The sequence below is a fragment of the Geomicrobium sp. JCM 19055 genome, assembly GCF_000698185.1.
GTDB lineage: Bacteria > Bacillota > Bacilli > Bacillales > Marinococcaceae > Geomicrobium_A > Geomicrobium_A sediminis.
On sequence record NZ_BAXL01000013.1, the window covers coordinates 35,295 to 57,822 of the forward strand.

Below are 22,528 nucleotides of genomic sequence, written 5' to 3' on the forward strand. Positions count from 1 at the left end.
AATGATGCGCCGCTCTACTATGCCAGAGGGAAGGCTTATATTAGAATGATTCCGCTATGATTAAATCAAACTTCACTTCTTCTTTTGGATCGATATACGTCGATTGTGTTAGACCTTCCTTAATGCTGTAATAACCACCTACACCATTCACAATAATGTGATCTAAAACAGGAATACCGATTAGCTTTCCGGCTTCTACTACACGATCTGTAAAGTCTATATCCTCTTCAGATGGCGTTACATCATAACTTGGATGGTTATGGGCCAAAATAATTGATGCAGCATTATTTAGAATTGCTGTTTTAAAAATAGTTGCGGGGTGTGCAATACTTTGATTAATTATTCCAACCGATACGGAATGGATTGCCACAATTTTATTTTTTGTATTTAAACACAAAACTAATAGCTCTTCACGATCTGAATCACCAATCGTCATCGTTGCAATTTTAGCAGCGGTTTCTGGATTATTAAGAATATCAAAGTTATATTCAACTTCTTTTACAAATTGCTTAATTTTCAGTATTTCATAGACTTTATTCATTTTTATCATCCTTTACTTTTTCTACAACTACATCTACATTGATCGTATCTGCTAAGTCACATACTCTTGAACCCATTCCATCTTGAACCGCTTGTTTTAATTCCTCTCCACGCAATCCCGACTCGAACAGCGTTTTTACAAGAGCGTTATTAATGGCTTTTTGATCCTCTTTAAGAAGTTGACCTACGTATGTCTTATGCTTATTCAATAGAACAATTTCGCAACAGCTCTTATTCACTTTTCATTTTCTGCACTACTATTTAATAGCTCGAATAGTGTTTTCTTGTTCTTGTATTTGCGTTCAATATCCGTGTATTCAATCGTTTCTAGCAGCGAAACGAAGTAAATGCATGATGCTTCACTTCCATTGAATAGTCGCTGCAACATCACCCAACACGCGCCTAATAAATCTTTACATGCAATATCCCATAACACTTTAATTTCATACTCATCTAGGCTTTTGGAATACACTTCCACTTCAATTGCAGAAACACCAGGTACATTTTCTTCAGTACATTGACTGATGGCTTCGATAATTGAAATGCTTAAGTCCATCGATGCGTAATGATACGTAACCTTTGGGATATACATATCCATAAACGAGGCATGATACGTTATTGTTGGACCTACATTCTTAATCATTTGTCTTATACTCCCTTTTTGGCGCAACAAAAAAGAGAACAATAGTCATTGCCCTCTTGATGTTGCGTCTCTATATTTTTTTTGATACGTGTTTTTTTAGTCTGTTTTCGTCTTTCTTCTCTTCTTCTCCTTTCATTTTGCTATCTATAGACATAAAAAAAGCGCACGAAAAATAGCACTCCAAGGAATGTTTTTTTCGTACGCTCTTGTATTTTAATATTTTCTTGCTTATGTTTTAGTGTTGCGGAATTAGTACGCTTTCTGCATACATTTTTCATTTCTTCCCTGCGCCTATAAAGGGGGACGAAAAGGGTCATAGGTAAAGATTATTTTTATCACGTTAAGCTTAACAAATTTCCCAATTTATTAGCAAGACTTTTTCACTAAATTAATGTGTAAAAATGAAAAGAGGTTTTTTGGGGATCATTTTGAAGAATACACCCTACTTGATCTACGAAGCATCTTTTAATTTCGTTCGGTCACGCACAGATCCAAGCACCGCCATACTGTCGTCATTATACGGCACGGTATTGAACAAGGTGCTAATTTGACAGCTATACGCGATTCACTTGGCCCAAACCAATGAGCTTTATCTTAAACATCGTAGACGTTATTCAAAGCATGTAGAATTAAAAATAAAGCCAATGACTATGTAAAGCTTTATTATTCTAGAGAGCAAACCTGACAATCAAGTCCCTTAGGCGATTTAATGACTCTGTATAGGCGTTTGTGATAGTGATAGGTGTAAGTGAAATAGTTGAATATCTCCTGCTGATAAAGCACCCAATTTTTTTCGAACGTTGTTCCTCACTATTATGGCGGGATAATTATATATGCCTTTACTTGTTTCTCAAATATTCATCTTGTAGAATTCCCATATGAATGATGTCATGCCATTCACCATTTCTAAATAGACTTTGCCTACTATTTCCTTCCTCCTGAAAACCAATTTTAGTGTACAAACGAATAGCTCTATTATTAAATGAAAATACTTTAAGGGAAATTCGATGGAGGTTCATTTCGTAAAAAAAACATAATCCAACAGTAATTTCAAGCCCTCTGGACCATAGCCTTTCCCCCAATATTCCTTTTCCCCAATATCAATAATAAATTCAGCATTTCTATTTTTATAATCTATATTGATTAACGAAACAATGCCAATTGGTATTTCCTTCCCTTTTTCAACCATGATATAGCTTTTGGCTGTAGGCGATCCCAGAATAACATGATCGACAAATTCTTTAGTCGCTTCCATAGGATAAACATCCAAAGATGGGTTGGTGGAATGCATAACTTCCAAATCATTTCGCCACTTATTATAAAGTTCTGTATCTTCCTTTGTCATCTTTCTTAATCTCACTCTTGACGATTCAAACAGCATAACAATCACTCCTCATTTGCGCATTTTGGATTAATTAATATTTCTAAAGTGAAAAGTAAAACAGAGAATTGCTCCTTTACTTTTGTTTGTTCATGTCCCAGTTGAAACGTGTCTAACATCAAGCCGTCTATAAATGATATAAGATACCGTGCAATAGAACGAGTAGATTGTTGAGGTCTAAATTCGCCTTTACGTTTACCTTCATATAATACTTCTTCTATAGCTTCAATAATTCGATTGTAGCGTTCAGAAATGTAAGAAAAATTACCTTTATCATTTGCGTAATTAGATGACAAAAAGAATTCCGCCCTTGCATAGAGTAATGTTTGGTCAATTCTCTCAATATATAATTGCTGTTCTTCAACCCAATTTTTTTAATTGTAGCCATATTGAACCTTCATCAGACGGAACAAAATATTGAATGTCTTTTTGATCATCATATTTTAAGACTTCGAGAAAAACGTCCTCAATATTATCAAAGTAACTATACAATGTACCTCTTGAGATTCCAGCTTTATCCATAATATCTTGCATAGATGTGTGAACAAACCCTTTCTTGATAAAAACTTTCTTAGCTATTTCTACTAATTTTTTTTTTCTCTGCTTTTTATATTCTTCGCTAACTTTAGGTGCCATAAAGCCACCTCCATAATAATTGATAAGAGACAAACAACAAACTATACACTAATGTCTTTTTACAGTATAAATTATAACGACATTAGTGTATAGTTTCAATTTTTGTGTATATTTTTTTTATAATTAAGGTGGGGGCTTCATTCATAATCGGTGTGTTAAAATGAGCAAAACGCAAAACAACTGGGGTTTTGTAATGTAATTTAGTCGTTTTTCAGTTTCAAAAATTCTATTGTGCTTCTACAGGATAATCCGAAATAGCACTTAAATACACTTTTAATTAAATAAAATGGGTTTCCACACTATTTCTCGATTACCCAAAAAAAAGATACGTGGCGTTGATTAGTATGGTAAGCCTTATGAACTTGAATTAGATGAAGAAGATTTTAAAAATATCGTCGAGAAATACAAAAAAAGACCGTAGAAGATCTTCTTTTCGTCTCTAAGCGACTTTTGTAGTACTTGAGGTACCGTCAGGAAAATGTGGATTTACAACGTTAAGGAATTTCCAAATTAAAAAGCTCAATTTCCCTAAATATTAATATAGAGAAATTGAGCTTTTTGTTACTTCTGTTAGTTATTCTATTGTTGATATTAAACAATCGAGCGCGAATTTCACTGTTAAATCAAATAAATCATAGTTTAATGTTTCAATCTATAGTTTCTTGAATAATTACTCTCGTATAGCTTCAAATGTCATAATTTGACTCGCATTAGATGGTTGCTGATTATAATTATAATCAGCCGAACATGTGATATCAGAAAAACCAATATCCTCCAAAATGAGTTTGAACTCTTCAATACCGAACCAACGCATTGCAAACCTTTGCAATTCGGTATCAATTAGTTTACCGTTTCGCCACTTCTCATATTTTATATAGGAGATAGTTATTTGATTAAGCCAATCCATTTCAATTGGCTTGCTTTCCATCGTAATCCCATCACCATTTGGTAGAATAAAATTTGAAGTAGATCTATCCCCTAGTCTCCAACCATGAGGTAATTGTAGATCCACAATTAAACGCCCTCCTGAAACAAGATGTTTATAAAAACATTTCAACGCGTTTAAAGAGTCTTCTCGATTCTCAATTAAACAAAACGAACCAGTAGGGATAATAATGGCTTCATATTGCAATGGCAAAGAAAAATCTTTTAAATTACCCTGATATAAATTCGAATTTAACCCTCGGTTTTCACAACGTGTACGGCAAGAATGTAACATTTCAGGAGAATAATCAATTCCATCAACTGTATATCCTGCTTCAAGAAATGGAATCATAAACCGACCTGAGCCAACCGCTGCTTCTAAAATTCTCCCTCGACAGGTTTTCAATCGTTCTTGATAATATTCAATATCGCCATCTATGGAACAACCCACTGGTTTTGTAAAATCATAAAGCTCCGTACTAAGTTTACCATAATAACTAAACATAAAATGCTTCCTCCATTTATTGTACGGAGGGTATTAATATTTACTAATCCTTCCGTACCTCAATTTTAATTAATGAACTTAATGAACTTAATGAACTTAATGAACTTAATGAACTTAATGAACTGACTATCATAATAAATCACTCGCTTTCAATTTTATATAATATTAATTATATACTAAAAAGCCTTATTAAATTAGCTATATATTTAGGTGTTTTTTTTGTACTGTTTGTTCTATCAAATAGTCCTAACCATAACCCTTCTTGGAACATATATTCACTAATATCTACTAGTACTCATCTTTAAACAGTTCCGATCATTTAGAGTCTCCTTGCTTTAAACCTTTACCTAATCTACGAGGCAAAACAACAATTTATTGTTATTTCGCTAGCCTTTTTCAAACATCTTTTTGACCGCTATAGGCTGCTTGTACATCACTGACACTTCGGACGATCCGAATAAGCGCTCAACAACTGTTCGCAAGCTTTAATGGAATTATGATGTCGATGAACGATCACAAGCTTAGATTCCATTACCGCTTCTATTTATATTAAAATACTTCAAATATGATAAATGATATAATATATAGTGTAAGAAACATAAAAGTAACTACAGATTAATGCTTATTAAATTAATCTAAGGGGATTACTAGTAACAACAAAAAGGGGAATAATTAAGTGAAACAATATCCTGGCTTTGAATATGTAATACAAGGTACTACGAATACTGATGAATTCGCTAAAGGGGTCTTGAACCTTTTAAATATCATGTCTACAAGAAAGAATACAATTCTTGAAATAAAAACTATAGATCGCACACACAGGGTTATGGTAAAAACTATAGTTGATTTAGACGGACTCTTTAAAGCTAATGATGAAATCTGGACTGTAATAGATAAGGAAGACATAGTTATTTTGGATGAAGTTGAATACGCACAGCCCGTCTATGAAAAAGCCGAAAGTCTGTACCACCATGATAAAGGAGTTTTCATTAAAGGAGACCAACAATACTAAGACAATATAAATGCAAAGCCCTAAAAGCTACTGTAGGGCTTTTTCTTATGTAATGAAGTAAATGAATGAGCATGAACAGCGAATCCCTGAGAAGCCCTACGAGGTTATTAATTTTCGGAAACTATGGTACTTAGTAGTTGCCGTTTGCCCGTGACATAATTTCCTATATATTAGTAATGGAATTTTTAACTAAGAAAGAAAGAGACATTACTTTGTAAAAGTATGATCTCAGCACCTCTAAGTTTCAATTGAGGATTCTCTAACCCGCATAGTCAAGGTACGTTTCCAAAGCTCGAACTTCTCACACCGTAATATATTCAAAAATTTTGCTGAAGTCCGATTTTACACCTACTATATCTAAAGCATCATAATAATCTTGTCGCGATTCGACTTCAATAACGATCGGCAGATACCCATAGCGCATTAATTCTAGATTCATGATCAAGAGCCAGTACGGCCATTATCATTTAAAAAAAGGATGCACATTAACGGATTTGCTGTGTCACATGGCTACTCTTACAATTGGATATTCAGAATCGAAGGTGTGACTCTATGTGAAGCCCCTTGAAACAAAACCACTTCAATCTGATAAGACTCTGCACTCTCATGAACGCCTCGCAAGATGATTTTGTGTATACTTCGAATGTCTAGCTCTGTAATTTGATTTTTTTGTGATATTCTCCACATACAGAATTGCACCTCGATGGTTAATGACTTCTAGGTGTTCTATCAGAGACTTCTCCCCACCAATGGTAATCCCATCCTCTAATATGGCTTTGTCTTATTTAACCTAAACGTGTTTTCTTCTATCGCATTGCTATAATAGATGCTTCGAAGTTGAAAGCGTTAGCGAGAATTCAAGGTTACGTGAATAATAGTATAAAAAGAAACATATCAAACAGTTATCAAAGGTCCTTTGGATAAAGAACTGATAGTACAATTACAAAAATAATTTTTCATGGAGGTAATAGGAATTGAAAGGAATAATCTATAAAACTAGTGATTTGTTAGAAATGATTGATGTCTCTAGAGATGCACTTAGGTATTATGAAAAACAAGGCATTTTAAACCCTAGACATAATGAACAGAATAACTATAGACAGTATACGGATAAAGATATTTATAGACTACTCGTTACTGACTTTTATAAGAAAAGAAACTTGTCTTTAAAAGAAATTAAAACCCTTCAGCAAGGGATTGAAATTGAAGAATTAGAATCGTTACTAGAGATGAAGATGGAAGAATTAGAAAGAAAAATCTCTCGTGAATAATTTATACTAGAAAAATTAAAAGAAACAAAGACTTTTTGTAGGGACTTAAATTATCATCTAAATAATTACTCAATAAAGAAATTTCCAACATGCAATCTTATAGGTGAGTTCTCCGATTTCTACTCCTTTCTAGAATACCCTGTTATATTAGAAAGTATGGATTTAGTAAAAGATGATATTCTCAGCAAGATCATAAGGAAATTTACTTTTAATCAAAATGGTCTCTTGGATTCTAAGATGTATATTATCGATCAGTATTCGATGAAGCAAAAAGATGAAACTGAACAATACATACATTATGATAACTGCATCTATACAATTATAGAAGATAATAGGTATCAACGTGATGAGGAAGTTATTAATCAAAAGCTGTTTGAGTCAACTTTAGAATGGGGGAAGACACGGGGGCTTAAATCAAAAGGTATTGCTTTTATAAAAACTCGTCTAATTACTTATAGAGATCATGATGAGAAAGCATATTTAGAAATATTCATACCGGTTGAATAAAAAGCATTTTATCTTTGACCTGGGGGGAACACCATAGTTTAATCTTAAAGCCAACGGGATTGTAAGAAGCGACTGCACTGGCTTTTTATAAATTATGGAGGATATATCAATTTATGAAAAATGTTAAGCAATACATCATTAGCACGTATGTTATGTTCTATATTATTCTTCTTTTTATAGGATTAATGATGTTTTTACTAGAGTCACATATGATTGTTGATCTATTAATTATGCTTTCATCTTGGACGTCAACTTTTGTTTTTGTTATGATGTTTCGAAAGATTTACCCTCAAGAAAAGTTATGGACATTTGTACGAAAACAATTTAATCAAAGAATAAAAATATCTACCCTGTTAAGTGTGTTATTCATTCAATTAACTGTTTTAATTTGTGTTTTCTTAGTTATACATGTTCTATGGGATATTTCTGTTTATGACCAAGTTATTGTTTCTTGGCCAATTTTACTTATGCTATTTGGCTATAATTTAATACTAGGACCGCTTGGTGAAGAATTAGGATGGAGAGGATATGTTCTTAAGGAGCTACAGGTGATCTATTCCCCTTTACGCTCTGCATGTATAGTTGGGATTGTTTGGGGGTTATGGCATAGCCCTTTATGGTTTATGTCGGGATATTCAGGACTGCAATTGTTGCAGTATATCGTCTTATTCTTAGTAGGTATTATAGCCATATCAATTATGATAACTGCCTTTTTTAATTTAAATAATAATCTCTTAATTCCGATCACGATCCATCAACTATTTAATTATACGATCGCCATTCAAGTGGGAGACGCACTTAATGTATTAATGGTTACATCTTTATTATATGTACTGGTTGCTATAATTTTAATAATCATTAACTATAGAGACTGCTTGTACACAAGTAAACAAAAGACATAATCATCATAGAGTTAATACAGCTTTTACTTAGAATAAAAACAACTGTCTTTTTGTGGTAAAATAGCATGTTAGATTGGCTTGACAAATCTAACATTTCAGATCGTTAAGCTCATTTTTACCAAGGTCAACGATTTTTGATATCATGGTAGTTTAGACATTCAAGTCTTAAAGGTTCTAGCAAACCATACTTCCATTGGGACAACTACATCATACCTTAAAGATTAAAATTATGAGTTTCTTAACTATGAATTTGGACTATAAAAAAGAGGGCTTTTGCCCTCTAGTTATTACTCAGTCTATTTAGCTCCATATCATGTTGGCCAACTTTTTGAGCGAGGTAAGTTACGTCATCATTAGTACGAATGAGTTTCTTATCAATGTTTTTTTAAGAAACCAACTACATCTTCATGATCACCTTGTTCGATTCTTTCTAACCTAGAATCGATTTTTTTCTAATTTCTTGCTCACATCTGAAAAACTTTTTCCTACAGTACTAAATCCTTCTTCCATCTTTTTATTTATATCATTGATGCTATCCTGCAATGCTAGCAATGTTTGTTGAAGTTCTTGATCCATATTAATCCCTCCGGTTGTCTTCATTGTATCACTGACTGCTTAATTCTTCTGTAGTAAAGTGGTTCAATGTAATACACTTCCAGATGAGTACTCATTATCTGTCTGCATTTCACCGAAGAAATTAAAATGCTTCTTGTCCTTTTTTTAGTTCATCAGTTCTTTTTGTTTAATCTTTTCATTGTGGCTAGAATATTTGCTTTATGCCGTTATATGAACCGTTAGTTGAGCAACAGTATTAATCAAAGTAAGGAACATGGAAAATCCACTCATTTGATGAGTTCAAATAATTACTCAATGATATCTCAGTCATTATGTACCCCCAACAAAAATAATCTTAGTATTTATCGTATTGCCGACTAATTTGTCCTATGAATGTCGGTTATTAACAAAAAGGCACTACAAAACCTTAAACTTGGTTTTGTAGTGCCTTTCGTATATATCATTCTCATTTCAATCAAATAATCAAAACAACCTATGAACATTAAGCTTTCCTTTCTAATCTATATAACCTTCGTTCCATATCATTCAATTTATTATAATACAGCTCTGTATCAATTTTTAATTCATTATATATATCGATTTGATGGTTTATCTTCTTATTTACGTTCTTTAAGAACGCGACAACTTCGTCTTGTTGAGCTTGCTCAATTCGATCAAGACGGTTTAGGACCTCTCCAAATTGAGAATCGACCATATCAAACCTTTTATCTAAGCTCTCAAACCTTTTATTAACGTCATTCTTCAATTCAAATATAGCGTCCAGAATTTTCTGGCCATCCATACTAACCCCTCCATTTTATTGATTGTATCACATTATTTATTGACCTTGTATCTCTTAAAATCATGCAAATAATGCCTTATGATAACCCCTCTGTGTGCCCGCTGTCTTATTTCTTTTTCTACTAGATATAAAGAAAAAACAAGATGATACTTATTGATCATCTTGTCTAAAATGCATCTGAATCCACTACGCTATATACAAGATATGCTTTTCCATATCGACAGTTTTATCATCATTTTCTGCGATTTCTACTGTAAAATTAACAACCTCATCGTTAGAGGCTACCAACGTTCGTTTAATCAATTGCAGCATACGCAATAATGCCAAAAAAGCTGTACGTTTATTCGCATTGTGAAACGCATGGTTTTTAATCAACGAATGAAAAGTGCCGCACATTTAAGATATAATATATAATGTAGGATAAGCTTAATTCCCAAAAACATCCGTTTCACTGCAACCGTTCCCAACACGCATCGAACATGTATTTACATGCAATATCCCATAGCAATTTAACTTCATACTCATCAAGACTCTTGAGATATACTTCCCTTCAATGGCAGGGGCCAGATACATTCTGTTCAGTCAATTTACTGATGGCACCGACAATTGAACTGCTTACGTCTATTATGCGAAATGATACGTTATTGATTGACCTATATCTGTAAATATTTTCTTATAACCCCTTTTTGTTGCAACAAAATGAGAACAATAGTCATTGCCCTCTTAATGTTGCGTCTGTATGTTTTTGATATGTGCCTCTCATTCTCTTTTAATCTTTCACCTCTTCTTCTCCTTCCAATTTATTATCTATAGCCAAAAAAAGCGCACGTAAAAACACTTCAAGGTTTTTGTTTGTATACTCTTGTATTTAAATATTTTCTTGCTTATGTTTTAGTGTTGCCGAATTAGTACGCTTCGTGCATACATTTTTCATTTCTTCCCTGCGCCTAAAAAAAGGGGGAGGGAAAGGATGTAGGTAAAGATCATTTTTAACACATTCACCTTAACGAATCTTTAGCTACAGAATTATGTTATATCGACTTCTAAGGGTTGCCAATACGTTAGGTATCAAAATCAAACTCTACGCTACAGAATAAAGTACCCAGATAATGCAAAACCGCCTGATCTACATAAAATGTTTGGTGAAATTTCGGCAAGCTGTTGTTTCATACTCACATCCGTATATTGATGACCTTTTATTAAATACGATTCAAATGAGTATCTTGAAACTTTGTCGGATATTTCAATCCATAACCAAACATTCTATCCATACCGATATGAGCAACCCAAATTAGGCCTATCATTAAAAAGGATTGACTATTAACCATTACACTAAAAACTATAATTAACATTGGCATGCTATAAGTATGGAATAAGTTATACCATACCGAACCAACCTTATTATTCTTCAAATACCCAAGCATTGACAAATCAGGTATTAACAATAATATGACAAAGATAATCCAACTAAATTGTAGAATAAAGAAGTAAAAATAGACACTGAATAAAAAAGTAACTCCCCCCTCAATGCGTAAAAGAATAGTATTTTTCATTTTGAAATCCTCCTAATTCTGCAGACTATCGGTCATACGGATCAACATTTATCACAGAATATTCATTAAAAAAACTGACTTATGAATCGGGCATTCACCTTCCCTTCACAGCTTCATTTACGTTTGCTTATACTAATACCTTAGTAAAGTTCCTGGATCCGAGCTCCCGCATTTTGTCACCCGATTTTTTTGCAATTGATTACCTTCATAACGCCATTCAAAGATGATTTATTCGAAAACCTTTGTGCTAGAAGAAGCTCCGTTGGTTGAAACAGGCTCATTCCCATTTAACTAATTATATGGTTCCCCGTAGAGGCTAATTAAAGCGAATACATTTATAATTTTAATGTGATCCGATTCCTTTTAATCGATAATTATTCACCGAGGACTTATCCAGAGTATTAAAAGGTCCCTACAACTCCTTATATGCATAATCCTTAGTGTCGCTTCCTTTTCTATATACCACTCAATTCTCAGTATCCTTTTTACTATTTTTTTACACCAAATATAATACCGATAATAATCGGTATTAAGACGACAGACCATAATAGTATCGACATATTAACCTCCACGTTGTTTAATAAAAAAACTAACTCTTTTGACCTGATGTCTCTTTAAAAGTTAGATATTTCTGAGAAAGAAAAAAAATAAATTTAGGTAGTACTCTAACCATAATTCTGCTTATGAACTTTTAAGCTCAGAACTTCTTGCATAGGGTTTAAATTAATATGACTGATGAAAGAAAGTTAAATCCCTTTGCATACATTATTAATTATTCCATACACTACAAACGTCTCTCACGAGATAATCCCTAGGTTATGATATCCAGTTAGCACGCCTTGACTCCTTGGCGTGTTTTCTTTATTTAAACAAATAAAGGACCAGATCTACAAATCCAAGACTTCTAATGTTTGAACCACTAGCGGACCAATGATTCTACTTCAAAATTATTATTATCCTCCCTCTATGTCCATAAATTTTTTTATGATTAAATGGTATATGTTGATGCAATTTGGGCATCATATTACTAAGGTTCGTCCATGAACCTGTATCAAATCTGCGGGCACGTTCTTTTGAACGTGCCTTTAACATTTATTATGCTAATGCGATTAGGAGGAAGTGTCCTCTCGCTGAGACTAGAAGCTCAAAATTCCTCCACTTTTTTTATTGTACAGCTAATTACCTTACCTTTTAACCTTCTATAAATAACTCTTCTAGAAGATATACGATATGATATAATAATTCATCTCACTTTATTGAGGTTTTTTAATGTAAAGATGTATATAATCCCAATAATGGGTTACATTATTACTGTCCATTCCAAATCCCGCATAAATATATTTTCCAACCTTGACACGTCCTTTTTGGGGCGTGCTTTTTTTATAAATATTATAATTAACATAATATCAAATGTCTAAAGATGGTTATATAGCCTCTTCTCTCAGTTGTGCAATTACCCTTAATTTGCTATTTCACAAGTTGATACTGGATAACAGAACGACTATTGTGAACAAAGAACTGAACTGAACTCAACTGAGCTTACCTGCATAAGTTATCTTCATCACTTGTTACCGAAGATTCTCCACCTAAAACTTTATCTTTTTTATAATACACTCTAATACCCCATAATGACTTTTAATAAAGTCATCTTTATCAAAGGGATACCAATAGCATTTTTTTCATAATTAGAAACTCATGGTAGAGTTAAACAAAAAAAATATCAAAGTAAACGAAAAATCGCCCTAATCTAAATGTATAGTCGACATTTAGATTAGAACGATTGAAGAGATACTGCTAGTTACCCGATTTACACACTGAACATTAATAATGTTACGAATAAATCGACATCTTTATAATATCAAAGCTAATTTCTTACGTCAATAATTACAGTCTATTTCATCATACTTCGAGTTAAAATGAATAATACGATATGTGCGAAAGCTATAATTATATGTATTCACACATTATCATAATATTTAGCGACACTGAAATACGTAAGAATACGAATTGATAACAAAGAGCAGGTTTATTTCCTTTTATGAAATTGAAGTAATTGATCAATATGGTTTATTAAATCAATGAGAATTTATAACTCTTTTTGAAATTACAAATCCTCACCGTAATGACTTCTTCACTTAAAAATGTACTGAAATCATTATTTAACTGAAAATTCTATTTATTACTCTCAGTCTTACGTAGGTAGATATGATGTTTTTCAGCTCTAACAATCATTTCTTTAACTTCTTGTTGTGCTTTTTTTTCTTATCTTTTTTTAATCCCATGCTGATCAGCCACCTTCCCATTACTTTTTAAATAGTCTCACCAAAAATATGCAATGTTAAACATACCTTCTGCCCTAATCTCATATAGTAAAAAAAACTTGGGAACCAGAGAATCATTCCATGAGATATTTCTAAAAGATAAGGTGGTTTAACATGAAAGAGAAGATTAACACTCCACGAAAAGAACGTTCCGATAAAAAGCGTGATTGTAAACCAACCATTCCTGTTGCTCTGTATCAAACGCTAGATCGAGTTTCTTATATTACGATGCAACCAATTAAAACCGTTGCTGAGACATTATTAGAAGAAAGCTTCCAAAGCGATGTAGTTATCGAATATTTTGCACCTGAATTGATGCGTGACTTGTGGATCGGCAACAAGATGTTTGTTGGCCATGCCGTACAAAATGAATTCTCAGGCAAAGTTATACGAGTCCCACATCCCAAAACAAAATTGAACATGAGACTCAAAAAGAATGTCTACAACCAATTAGAATCATTCGCTTATGCAATAGGAAAGACACCTACTTCTACTGCAGGGGAAATCATTCGTGTTGCTTCACAAGAAACACCGCTATTACAGCGTCATATTGAGCAACGAATTATGGACACACTGGATTATAATCGTAGACAACAATTAAAAGAAGTATTGCGCTTTATACATGAGTGCAACCCAGAAGCGGTACAGTTTTCGTTTTTAAATTTACTCGATTCCATTATCGCCAAGTTCCGATCCAAAACAAACTCTCTTACTGAGGCAGTTGACACATATTTAAATGATTGGGTGGACGATGAAGAAAATAACTGATAACTCTCTCCCTAAAGGAGTGGGGTTTTCGACAAGTGTTCTCACTTAATCTTATTTGTAGTACCCACAAATTTTCAATGCTCTGTCGAGCTAGCCCTGCACTTGTTAAAAAAAGACGCGTAATGATAGATGACAGCCCATAGCGATCTTTGACATAATCAATTGCATTGTTTTACTTCTTCCTTGTGATGATACGGTCACTATGAAATAAACTCATTTGGCGACAGTTATTCGTTTCTAATTCTCTAAGGAGACGCTTATGCAACGCCCAGAGCCAACTTTCAAGTTTCACGTGACAAAACGCTACCTCATAAATTTCAAATCCGTCGTGTATAGTCTTCTATGCATATTTGCTTGTGAAAGGACGCAGTCCTCTTAGAGTAGCCATCTTCATTCCCTAATGAGACGGTCAATCCCGTGAACCCCTTTACGCTTACTCTTCGGCAACCTCTTCGCAATGTTCTCTGGAGGCTACGGTTAAATCATTCAAATCGCATAATTTTTTTGATAGATTCATCCCATACCGCTCCCTTTTCGCCAGATATGTATATTAGAGAGGTTTCACTCCCTACTAAAGCACTTTACAAAAAAGGAGCAAACAACCCCCACTAAGGTTATCGTTTGCTCCCAGTTCATTAGTTCACAATTCTTACATCATTAAAATAAATAGGACCCTTACTTTTACAAGGTAATCGCCATCATTAAAACGGCCATTGTAATTCCGACACCGAATGAACCGATGATGAGCCATTGGGGGGCCTTATCAACTCGCTTCATCGTAACGTATTCAGTGATACCTACGACTGCATAAATCCCAACAATCGGTAAAAGTAGGTTGTCTAAAGTAATCGATCCACCTGTAGCCACCATTAAGGCAACAAATAACATCCCGTATACTAATACTGACATGAATGCATGACTTGTTGGACCTAGAACACCTTGCTTAGTTTTTGTAGTAGCATCCGTACTCATTTAAATCCTCCTTTTTAGCTGTCAAAGCAATATGCTTCAACACCTGCAATACCTAAAACTTCTGCTGCTGCCCACCCACCAATATTTAACCAATCACCTCTTGTAGAAGCACCAGCAAGTAAGCGGACGGTTTCACGAACTCCGCCAAGAGCGCGAATTGCTCTGTATGCTTGTGCTCCTGGAATAAAGACTGCTGCAATCGCTGCTGTACATTTAGTCGCATCCCAAACGCCGCCCCAGAAAGACATTGTTTCAATGCCATCACCGTCGACACCAACGAGATTTCCGTTATTATTTATACTAACTGATTCGGTATCTTCTGAAAATTCAACCGAAGTCCCAAGAGAAGTGAACATTTCATCCAAAGTGTCTACGTCTTTTTTTACTTTCTGCAATAAGTACATCTCCATCAAATTGGGAGGAATCAAATTCAGGATCTAACAAGGCATTAAGGAATATTTCTTCTTGTTCATCATCAAGGTTTTCTACGACGGCTTCAATTGCTAAATATTGATCATACATCTCTTCAGCTAACGCTTCTTCTTCTGGGGTTAACTCTACCTCGCTAGTATCAATCTCTTCGAATTCATTGTAAGCTTGCGCTTGATGAGTAACAGGGCTTAATCCCAATAGTAAAGCTAAAGATGCAGTTACCCCCATTGAGACTTGTTTCTTAATGCTTTTCATCCAATCATCCTTTCCTAGATTTTATAATCATTTGTCTGGTGCCGATATTACTAGAATCATTTGTCCGTTTTCAATTTACAATTTTCTTAACTTTCATTACAAACCTTGTAAAAATCTACTTAAGTATGATATTTACAGTTATTTCAGAAGATTTAAATTGCAATAATAATCTCTTAAAAATCTTATATTTATGACTGATTTAAAGACTAATTTTTCAATTGAAGATTTTAAAAAAAAGAAAGGTACAACTCCTTATACGGCTCGATAAGTTCAATTAAAACTAATAGGCTATTCGTTAAATCAATCGAGACATCAAAATAATTTTCATTTGGCTTTTTCACACCAACATTCGGACACTTCTGTTAGGCTCGCCAAAGCACTTCAGCGGTTTCGTCTTTACGATGGGAAATAAAGCTAAATGACGCCACTACGTCGCTTTGGATCACCTGCAATGACTAAAGTAATCTCCACCTTTCCCCCACACCACACTGTGCGTTCGACTTTCACCGCACCGCGTCCTATCTTTCAATCTAGATGTTTATAAGTTCCAAGTTACTTATTAGACGAAATTTATTAGCCTTTCGAATATGGTTCGTTTCGAGATCCAATTCATTAATGAGATTCTTAATCGTATTTTCATTGGTCGATTGCACAAGCTTATGCACATCTTTGTGTAGGATTCTCAGATTCCGAAAGGTATTACCTCTAAACTAAGGGGCTATGATGATGGTGACAGTGCACAAGTGTTGCTGGTAACTTGTAGCCATTGATTTCACATTTCCCCTTAACCATACTGTACCTGCTAATTCTGTTATCAAAGTATTAAGACTTGTTAGGTAAGTTAGATTTAAGAAGTTTAGCGATCTTTTTCTCAACTGACAAATCCATCTTAGAGTATATTTTTCTTTTTCCTTCTTCACTGAAAACCGTGTTTGTTTGAGTAAAGTTAGGTGTATAAAGAGTCCTATATCAGGAATAGGAAAAAGAAAGATTGAAGCTACCCTAAATGTCCTGTACGAATTCGAGTAGAAGTTTGTATAGGAAGGGGGTGCATTGTCCTGTAATAACATTCGTTCTTATCATAGAGCGTTTAATTAAAAATGGAAGCAAACAATTCCCACTAAGATATTGATTTCCTCCCTTTATGTTTCTCTGATTACATAAAAATGAAAGTAAAATAGAAACCTTCTCGTTAAGTTTTACTTGAACCAAGCTTTTATAGAATTATATAGCTGAGTCATTGCTTTGAAAATACGTTGGTATAAGCCACCTAAAAAATTGTTTGATAGGACGCGTAGAATCGCAAAAAAAACCAATGATTAACATCAAATAAAGAGCGAAACTAGCACCTCGCTCTATGAATTCTATCGGTTCAACAAAGTTCATTTCATCACCTATTTTGGTAAAAATCACTAAAATCATTGATTCTATATTGGTATGTTAACATGGCACGTGCATCGGATTATAATACAATATTGAGTGATGCTTCCGAAATATCTTTAACTTGAGTGTTTAGGATTGATTAAGAAAGCTTTATTAGTCGTTGACTTTATATAAAAGATTGGTTATTATTTTAACTATTCAAATATCTTTACCTAACTTGCTTTTCATCCCCCCTTTCAGGCGCAGGATGAGATGGAAACGACACTAACTGCGGTTATGTCGAATAGCGCACCACTAAAAAATGAACGATTCATTGGAAATAACAATAAACATTTAAAGGCAGAATGAAAAAGCAACCGTTACGGTCTTTTTTTGTTCTGCCTTTTTTTATATACATCAGGACAAATTTTAAGGGAGATTTAGAAGAGCAAGCGAAAGCAAATCAAAAAGAGATTGTTCGATCATGAAAACAAAAACGAAACACTAAAAACATACGGAAAAAGCATGACAAAAAGGAAATGATCCTTGCTGTCGTGCTTTTTTGCGTTCAAAGGAGATTTTACAAAATGAAAGCCACAAGTTCATTAATCAATTTAACAAGCCATCATGTGCACCTTGTCGGGAGTCGTCGCGAACAAATCATCATTGAACCGTCTGGATATGTCGCCCGCTGCACGATCAGCGAAACATTTACGGACGAATGGATGCATGGTCAACCGGTGAAGACCAAGCGAGTCGTATACGCAAGCGCACCTTTGCCACCGATGATTCCTGGTATCCGTTACATTGTTTCAGCCATGACCGCAATGTATGCCGATGATTCACGCACCGATTTATTGGTTCCTTCAGGTGTGGTGGAACGCAACGGAAGTAAGCAAGCCTACAGCTTTGCGGTTCAAGGCGGTGAGCACTATGCCTAATACGATGGAGAGAATTCATGACTTAGTTGAAAACATTATGACATTGCAACCGAGTGTGACTGAGGACGTGTTAAGTAAACTATGTCAAGTGCCGTCGTTCACGTTCTTGCCAAAAGAAAAAGAAACAACGGTCTTGCATACACTCGCAGCCATTTTGGAAAAAGCGGAAGAAAAAGTGAGATTCCAAAACGAATACGAAGCCCTCGTCGAGAGTCTATTAGAAAAAGGCGTCGACAAAGAAGAGCTGTTTCGTCAATTACACGGTCAACACGACAACACCGTTAAAACGCTAACATACAAACAATTAGCACAGGCCATTGAACGCATGAAATCATGGGGCATCATGAATGAGAACGCGGACGCACCCATCTATGTGCTACAGGAGTTTGAACTACACCGAGGGTACGATCAATTCAGTACGTTTGGATCATTGGTCTTTACGGATGCGGAAGGCATTGAACATCGAGGCGTTGTGAGTCATGCCTGGGTAGATTTCTTCGATCAATTGCATCTGCATGGTCAATTCCTCGCGGATATTGTGAAATGCAAACATCATCTGGTGAGTCTTACGAATGCACGGGCGGTGATGTAATGGAATCTACCGTCTATGAACTCTCAGATCGTGTCGTCATTAAACTCAAACGGTTTGCGCTTATCTCACCAGAGAAACAGGACATCGTATCGGTTTCTCGTTTAGTCGAGATTAAGCGCCTTGGATCGACCGACGACATTTTAGTCACTCACTATTGTTGTGACTACCCGAAACACGTGCAGTGTAATTGCGTGAAGCAAGCCTTGACCCTTTATCGCAAGTCACATACGTATCAGTCAGTTCTTCGTGCGTATCAAGACGTGCGAGATACGGATCTTTTATTTTTGGAGGTGTTGTTGGACCATGCAGCCGGACATTATGACGATTGTCAACGAGTACAACATGGAAATCAACCCGCGTACAGCATATAAGGTACAAGTTGAAGCCAAATGTCCGTTTTGCCATGGAGATGCGAACAACCGTCGCAAATACAAATTCTCCATTAATGCCGAGATGCATGTGTTTAGGTGTTGGTTATGCAATGAAAGCGGCTATGTATACGATCTAGAGGCCCATTTATCAAACAAACCATATGAAGAAGTTCGAAAAAAATACACGAAGCGAAAACTTCACAAAGCTGAAAAGTTATCGCCAAAACAATTAGAAAAGATCGAGAAACGACACTTAAAAGTGGATTATGAAGCGTTTAAACAACAATTTACCCAAATCGAAAAGGAATGGGATGACTACTGTCTTGGCCAAAAACGTTTGTTACTCAGCAAAATTCTCCTTAGCCATGTTCTAAACCTTGATATGATGTCGGCAATTCACGCGCAAGTTGAATCCAGTGAGATTCCAAATATTTACAGTGAAACGATGCACGAATACCTTCACATCGAAACCTCGAAGGAGCCATGGGCGATCGAAGTTCGTGCTTCAATCAAGAGCTTACTACAGGATTATCAGAGTGAGAATGAGCATACGTTAATGGCCGTTCTTCTCATCCGGCACTACAAGCAAGTAGGACGCTTGAAGCATTAGCCATTGCCTACAGGTGAACAATATGAATGAACAAATATATAAACGGTCAGATAGCAGACGAAGGAATGAACGAAAATACCTCTATGTTGACTCTGTGATGAGATACATTTATCGGTTCTAAAGTTAAAAAAATAATGCCTTCCCGCTCAGGTGAATGAAGCGGCACAAATCCTTTGTGCCGCTTCGGCGACAGGGATTGTGGAAGGGAGAAGTTATGAAAAAGAATAAGGTTGCGAAACGGAGAAATAAATTGACGACGAACGAACTATGGATTCTTGTGCTAGCGGTTTTAGCATTTATTAATATGTTTATCGTAGACTTGGTAATTCGATGAACGTACAAGCCATTAAATTATCGTTGTTGGAGAACTTCCCTTACATTGGGAGACAAGGGCTAAAGGTTGATGAGGAAGATGGCAAGATTGCGATACGTTGGCGTGACTACCCCACTCCTGCATGTGTTCGGAAATTCATCGGGGACAACAACGTTTTGCATCATCTAATGAGTACGGAGTTTAAAATAAAGTTCAAACGAACATTAACAGAATCAGAAAATGAGGACGCAGCGCTACAAACGATGTACTTGAATTTTGAGGAGCAGCTTCAAGCAGAAAATAATTTAAAGCAAGACATTACCCGCTTTTTTTGAAGCCTCCATTTTTATTGAATACAAAACTATAACCAGAGATTTAGAAATCTTAAAGAAGATTTTAATTGAGCGATTACGGATCTCAGGTAAGAGTTATCTTCAAACTGGGGAGTATTATGTTCAAGAGTTTCACAATCGTGATTATAAGAAATATGATCAGGCATTCGTGAAGGACTTGCGAAATTTACGATTGACCAATTACGCTCTTCTTTTTGATGATGTGGCGTATCAAACGGTCACAGGGCGTCATGTATCACACTTGGTCTCGAATACACCGCATCTAGAGGTCTACCCAAAAAGGCTCGTTAAAGCACGTCTTAATAATTACTTTAAAAGTTTTGACCACATCACACGAAATGAAGCATTGATTCAAAGATATATCCAACTTAGCCAAAAGAAAGTCCTTCTACAACAACAGTATGATGGCTTTCGATTAAAGATCTTAACTTTGATGGAAGAACAGGGCTTTAAAAAGATCACAACAGACTATGCGACGCTTCGAGTTAATCCTGGTAAGGCAAAAATTGATATTGAAAGGTTGATTCAAGAAGAAGGCTTTGATCGGATTAAAGTCTTTCTATCGGCTAGTCAGAGTGCGTTAAACAAACTAATTTTACATGAGCAACTTAATCCCAAAAACGTTCAACGTTATGTATTGAATAAGAAAGAGAGCAAAATCAACGAAGTGATTGTGTATCATTCTGTAAATCAACGAATTTACTACTAAAAAATGAACGAGAAGCTTCTTAGAGGCTTCTCTAAAGATCACTTACGTTTCTTGGATGGTTTTATTTATTAATTCATTATAAAGCAGAATATGTTTTTCATCCTGCTTGTTGTAAATAAATTTTTAATGAATTGTTATATTTTAATTCAATCCGGGCTTCATATTAATAAGGTTCATCCATGAACCTGTATTAACTCTGCGGGCACGTTCTTTTGAACGTGCCTTTAACAATTACATTAATCCCACATAAATGTATAAGCTTTGACACGTCCCTTGATGAGGCGTGCTTTTTTCAAAGGTTTGAACTCACCTTACAAATAAACCCCAGTAAATATTTACTGAGGTTTTAAATCATAGAATCAGTATAAACGATACTTATTCATTCATATCTTTAAGACCTGGACTGTGCTCATTAGGCATTTCAGACATTTCTGGCATAGGAAAGCCATTTGGTGGAGAGCTGACTGTAAATTCGCCTCCGTTACGACTTGGTGTAAGGCCCTGAAGAATTTCACCCATACGAGTTTCGTCAAGCCTAAAGTTAAATTGAGTATTATGATAGCCCATATCAATAAACTTCTTACATTCAGGATATTTGTTAATATCATAATTAGGTATTGGAAATATCTTGCCCCACTCTACTCCCAGTGATTCCAACGCTTTAGCGAAAGCATTTTGATGAGCATTATCTCGAACAATAAGAAAAGCCAATGTTTCTCTAAAAGTTGCGTTAGAGCTCATTTCATATATTCGAGTTTTTTGCAAAACTCCAGTTGATTCAAGCACGATATTGTCCAACAGATCTGCAATCAAATTTCCATGATTATAAACCCATGAGCATTCCCCATTCCAAGTTCCCAGAAGCATCTACAGGCAACGATGACTGAGCTCCTATAATATAATGATGGGGATTAGCATCTTTTAAGGCGCTGTCTAATGGAGCTTGATTAGAACCTTGATTTCCAACACCGGCTTCACCCGATTCATCCAGTAATGCATTAATTGTATTTTGCACAAGTTCCACATGAGCGATTTCTTCAAGAAAAACACCTTTGAGTAGATCCTTATATTGTTTTTCCTTCCCTCTAAAGTTAGAACTTTGAAAGAAATATTGCATCATTGTTCGCATTTCACCATAATGACCACCAAGTATTTCTTGAAGAACTTTTGCTGCTGCAGGATCAGGTTTATCTGGTTTGACAATATTAATTAATTCTTCCTTGTAATAAAACATATAAAGCCCCTTTTCATATCACATTTAGATTAAAAGTATGAGAAAACCAATAAATCATCTGACT

25 protein-coding genes and 2 pseudogenes are annotated in these 22,528 nt (G+C 35.0%); 11 read left to right on the plus strand and 16 right to left on the minus strand.

Features of this window, described 5'->3' with window-relative positions; translation table 11 throughout:
- Positions 1 to 40: 40 nt before the first annotated feature.
- The 7 genes and pseudogenes from JCM19055_RS25500 to JCM19055_RS12315 all read right to left on the minus strand — a co-directional run bounded on the left by JCM19055_RS25500 (position 41) and on the right by JCM19055_RS12315 (position 4,629).
- Positions 41 to 541 (minus strand): RadC family protein, encoded by a 501-nt coding sequence (locus tag JCM19055_RS25500; protein WP_081833663.1) that lies wholly within the window; start codon positions 539 to 541, stop codon positions 41 to 43.
- Entirely contained in the window at positions 534 to 749 is a 216-nt protein-coding gene (locus JCM19055_RS12295; RefSeq protein ID WP_152549866.1) for a hypothetical protein, read from the minus strand. The genes JCM19055_RS25500 and JCM19055_RS12295 overlap by 8 nt, the downstream gene beginning before the upstream one ends.
- Positions 750 to 775: 26 nt before the next feature.
- Positions 776 to 1,183 (minus strand): hypothetical protein, encoded by a 408-nt coding sequence (locus JCM19055_RS12300; RefSeq protein WP_042359933.1) that lies wholly within the window; start codon positions 1,181 to 1,183, stop codon positions 776 to 778.
- 839 nt (positions 1,184 to 2,022) lie between these two features.
- A pseudogene (locus JCM19055_RS12305) lies at positions 2,023 to 2,564 on the minus strand (GNAT family N-acetyltransferase).
- Positions 2,565 to 2,569: 5 nt separating this feature from the next.
- A complete protein-coding gene (locus tag JCM19055_RS31755) occupies positions 2,570 to 2,908 on the minus strand; it encodes a hypothetical protein (protein WP_370543120.1) in 339 nt (112 codons plus the stop codon).
- 16 nt (positions 2,909 to 2,924) lie between these two features.
- A complete protein-coding gene (locus JCM19055_RS31760; protein ID WP_370543110.1) occupies positions 2,925 to 3,200 on the minus strand; it encodes a TetR/AcrR family transcriptional regulator in 276 nt (91 codons plus the stop codon).
- 670 nt (positions 3,201 to 3,870) lie between these two features.
- The gene (locus JCM19055_RS12315) at positions 3,871 to 4,629 is read right to left on the minus strand and encodes a bifunctional 2-polyprenyl-6-hydroxyphenol methylase/3-demethylubiquinol 3-O-methyltransferase UbiG (RefSeq protein WP_042359934.1); all 759 of its coding nucleotides are present in this window, start codon (positions 4,627 to 4,629) and stop codon (positions 3,871 to 3,873) included.
- Between the two features lie 676 nt (positions 4,630 to 5,305).
- Between JCM19055_RS12315 and JCM19055_RS12320 the strand changes: the two genes are divergently transcribed.
- On the plus strand, positions 5,306 to 5,641 hold the full coding sequence (locus tag JCM19055_RS12320) for a hypothetical protein (RefSeq protein WP_042359935.1): 336 nt from the start codon (positions 5,306 to 5,308) through the stop codon (positions 5,639 to 5,641).
- 516 nt (positions 5,642 to 6,157) lie between these two features.
- Here JCM19055_RS12320 and JCM19055_RS27395 read toward each other — a convergent pair.
- The gene (locus JCM19055_RS27395) at positions 6,158 to 6,328 is read right to left on the minus strand and encodes a hypothetical protein (RefSeq protein WP_193745415.1); all 171 of its coding nucleotides are present in this window, start codon (positions 6,326 to 6,328) and stop codon (positions 6,158 to 6,160) included.
- A 287-nt stretch (positions 6,329 to 6,615) separates the two neighbouring features.
- On the opposite strand from JCM19055_RS27395, the gene JCM19055_RS12325 reads away from it, so the two are divergent.
- From JCM19055_RS12325 to JCM19055_RS12335, 3 genes are all read left to right on the plus strand, one after another.
- Positions 6,616 to 6,912 carry a MerR family transcriptional regulator gene (locus JCM19055_RS12325; RefSeq protein ID WP_042359936.1) on the plus strand — a complete coding sequence of 99 codons (297 nt, stop codon included), beginning with the start codon at positions 6,616 to 6,618 and terminating at the stop codon, positions 6,910 to 6,912.
- A 156-nt stretch (positions 6,913 to 7,068) separates the two neighbouring features.
- A complete protein-coding gene (locus JCM19055_RS12330; RefSeq protein ID WP_042359937.1) occupies positions 7,069 to 7,419 on the plus strand; it encodes a hypothetical protein in 351 nt (116 codons plus the stop codon).
- Positions 7,420 to 7,532: 113 nt separating this feature from the next.
- Entirely contained in the window at positions 7,533 to 8,321 is a 789-nt protein-coding gene (locus JCM19055_RS12335; RefSeq protein WP_042359938.1) for a type II CAAX endopeptidase family protein, read from the plus strand.
- Between the two features lie 435 nt (positions 8,322 to 8,756).
- Here the strand turns inward: JCM19055_RS12335 and JCM19055_RS27400 are convergent, their stop codons facing one another.
- The 4 genes from JCM19055_RS27400 to JCM19055_RS12350 form a co-directional block, all read right to left on the minus strand.
- Positions 8,757 to 8,897, minus strand: coding sequence for a hypothetical protein (locus JCM19055_RS27400; protein WP_193745416.1), 141 nt, complete (start codon positions 8,895 to 8,897; stop codon positions 8,757 to 8,759).
- A gap of 481 nt (positions 8,898 to 9,378) precedes the next feature.
- A complete protein-coding gene (locus JCM19055_RS12340; RefSeq protein ID WP_042359939.1) occupies positions 9,379 to 9,678 on the minus strand; it encodes a hypothetical protein in 300 nt (99 codons plus the stop codon).
- 186 nt (positions 9,679 to 9,864) lie between these two features.
- Positions 9,865 to 10,074, minus strand: a complete 210-nt coding sequence (locus JCM19055_RS12345) for a type II toxin-antitoxin system death-on-curing family toxin (protein ID WP_081833664.1) — start codon at positions 10,072 to 10,074, stop codon at positions 9,865 to 9,867.
- A gap of 803 nt (positions 10,075 to 10,877) precedes the next feature.
- Positions 10,878 to 11,231, minus strand: a complete 354-nt coding sequence (locus JCM19055_RS12350) for a DUF4260 domain-containing protein (RefSeq protein WP_042359940.1) — start codon at positions 11,229 to 11,231, stop codon at positions 10,878 to 10,880.
- Positions 11,232 to 13,666: 2,435 nt separating this feature from the next.
- Between JCM19055_RS12350 and JCM19055_RS12355 the strand changes: the two genes are divergently transcribed.
- Positions 13,667 to 14,320: a hypothetical protein gene (locus tag JCM19055_RS12355; RefSeq protein WP_042359941.1), complete on the plus strand. Its 654-nt coding sequence runs from the start codon at positions 13,667 to 13,669 to the stop codon at positions 14,318 to 14,320.
- Between the two features lie 681 nt (positions 14,321 to 15,001).
- Here JCM19055_RS12355 and JCM19055_RS12360 read toward each other — a convergent pair.
- The 3 genes from JCM19055_RS12360 to JCM19055_RS12370 are packed head-to-tail and all read right to left on the minus strand — an operon-like array spanning position 15,002 to position 15,979.
- Positions 15,002 to 15,292 (minus strand): hypothetical protein, encoded by a 291-nt coding sequence (locus tag JCM19055_RS12360; RefSeq protein WP_265182097.1) that lies wholly within the window; start codon positions 15,290 to 15,292, stop codon positions 15,002 to 15,004.
- 14 nt (positions 15,293 to 15,306) lie between these two features.
- Complete coding sequence (locus JCM19055_RS12365) at positions 15,307 to 15,687, minus strand: hypothetical protein (RefSeq protein ID WP_152549867.1); 381 nt, start codon at positions 15,685 to 15,687, stop codon at positions 15,307 to 15,309.
- Positions 15,650 to 15,979, minus strand: coding sequence for a hypothetical protein (locus JCM19055_RS12370; protein WP_042359943.1), 330 nt, complete (start codon positions 15,977 to 15,979; stop codon positions 15,650 to 15,652). Before JCM19055_RS12370 ends, JCM19055_RS12365 begins: the two co-directional genes overlap by 38 nt.
- Before the next feature lie 1,949 nt (positions 15,980 to 17,928).
- Between JCM19055_RS12370 and JCM19055_RS12375 the strand changes: the two genes are divergently transcribed.
- From JCM19055_RS12375 to JCM19055_RS12400, 6 genes are all read left to right on the plus strand, one after another.
- Positions 17,929 to 18,282: a hypothetical protein gene (locus JCM19055_RS12375; RefSeq protein ID WP_042359944.1), complete on the plus strand. Its 354-nt coding sequence runs from the start codon at positions 17,929 to 17,931 to the stop codon at positions 18,280 to 18,282.
- Positions 18,275 to 18,874: a hypothetical protein gene (locus JCM19055_RS12380; protein ID WP_042359945.1), complete on the plus strand. Its 600-nt coding sequence runs from the start codon at positions 18,275 to 18,277 to the stop codon at positions 18,872 to 18,874. Before JCM19055_RS12375 ends, JCM19055_RS12380 begins: the two co-directional genes overlap by 8 nt.
- The gene (locus JCM19055_RS26465; protein ID WP_152549868.1) at positions 18,874 to 19,245 is read left to right on the plus strand and encodes a hypothetical protein; all 372 of its coding nucleotides are present in this window, start codon (positions 18,874 to 18,876) and stop codon (positions 19,243 to 19,245) included. The genes JCM19055_RS12380 and JCM19055_RS26465 overlap by 1 nt, the downstream gene beginning before the upstream one ends.
- Positions 19,178 to 19,855, plus strand: a complete 678-nt coding sequence (locus tag JCM19055_RS12385; RefSeq protein WP_042359946.1) for a hypothetical protein — start codon at positions 19,178 to 19,180, stop codon at positions 19,853 to 19,855. Before JCM19055_RS26465 ends, JCM19055_RS12385 begins: the two co-directional genes overlap by 68 nt.
- 330 nt (positions 19,856 to 20,185) lie before the next feature.
- Positions 20,186 to 20,503 (plus strand): hypothetical protein, encoded by a 318-nt coding sequence (locus JCM19055_RS12395; protein WP_042359948.1) that lies wholly within the window; start codon positions 20,186 to 20,188, stop codon positions 20,501 to 20,503.
- A 190-nt stretch (positions 20,504 to 20,693) separates the two neighbouring features.
- Positions 20,694 to 21,230, plus strand: a complete 537-nt coding sequence (locus JCM19055_RS12400; RefSeq protein ID WP_042359949.1) for a hypothetical protein — start codon at positions 20,694 to 20,696, stop codon at positions 21,228 to 21,230.
- Between the two features lie 375 nt (positions 21,231 to 21,605).
- Here JCM19055_RS12400 and JCM19055_RS12405 read toward each other — a convergent pair.
- A pseudogene (locus tag JCM19055_RS12405) lies at positions 21,606 to 22,464 on the minus strand (manganese catalase family protein).
- Positions 22,465 to 22,528: the final 64 nt, after the last annotated feature.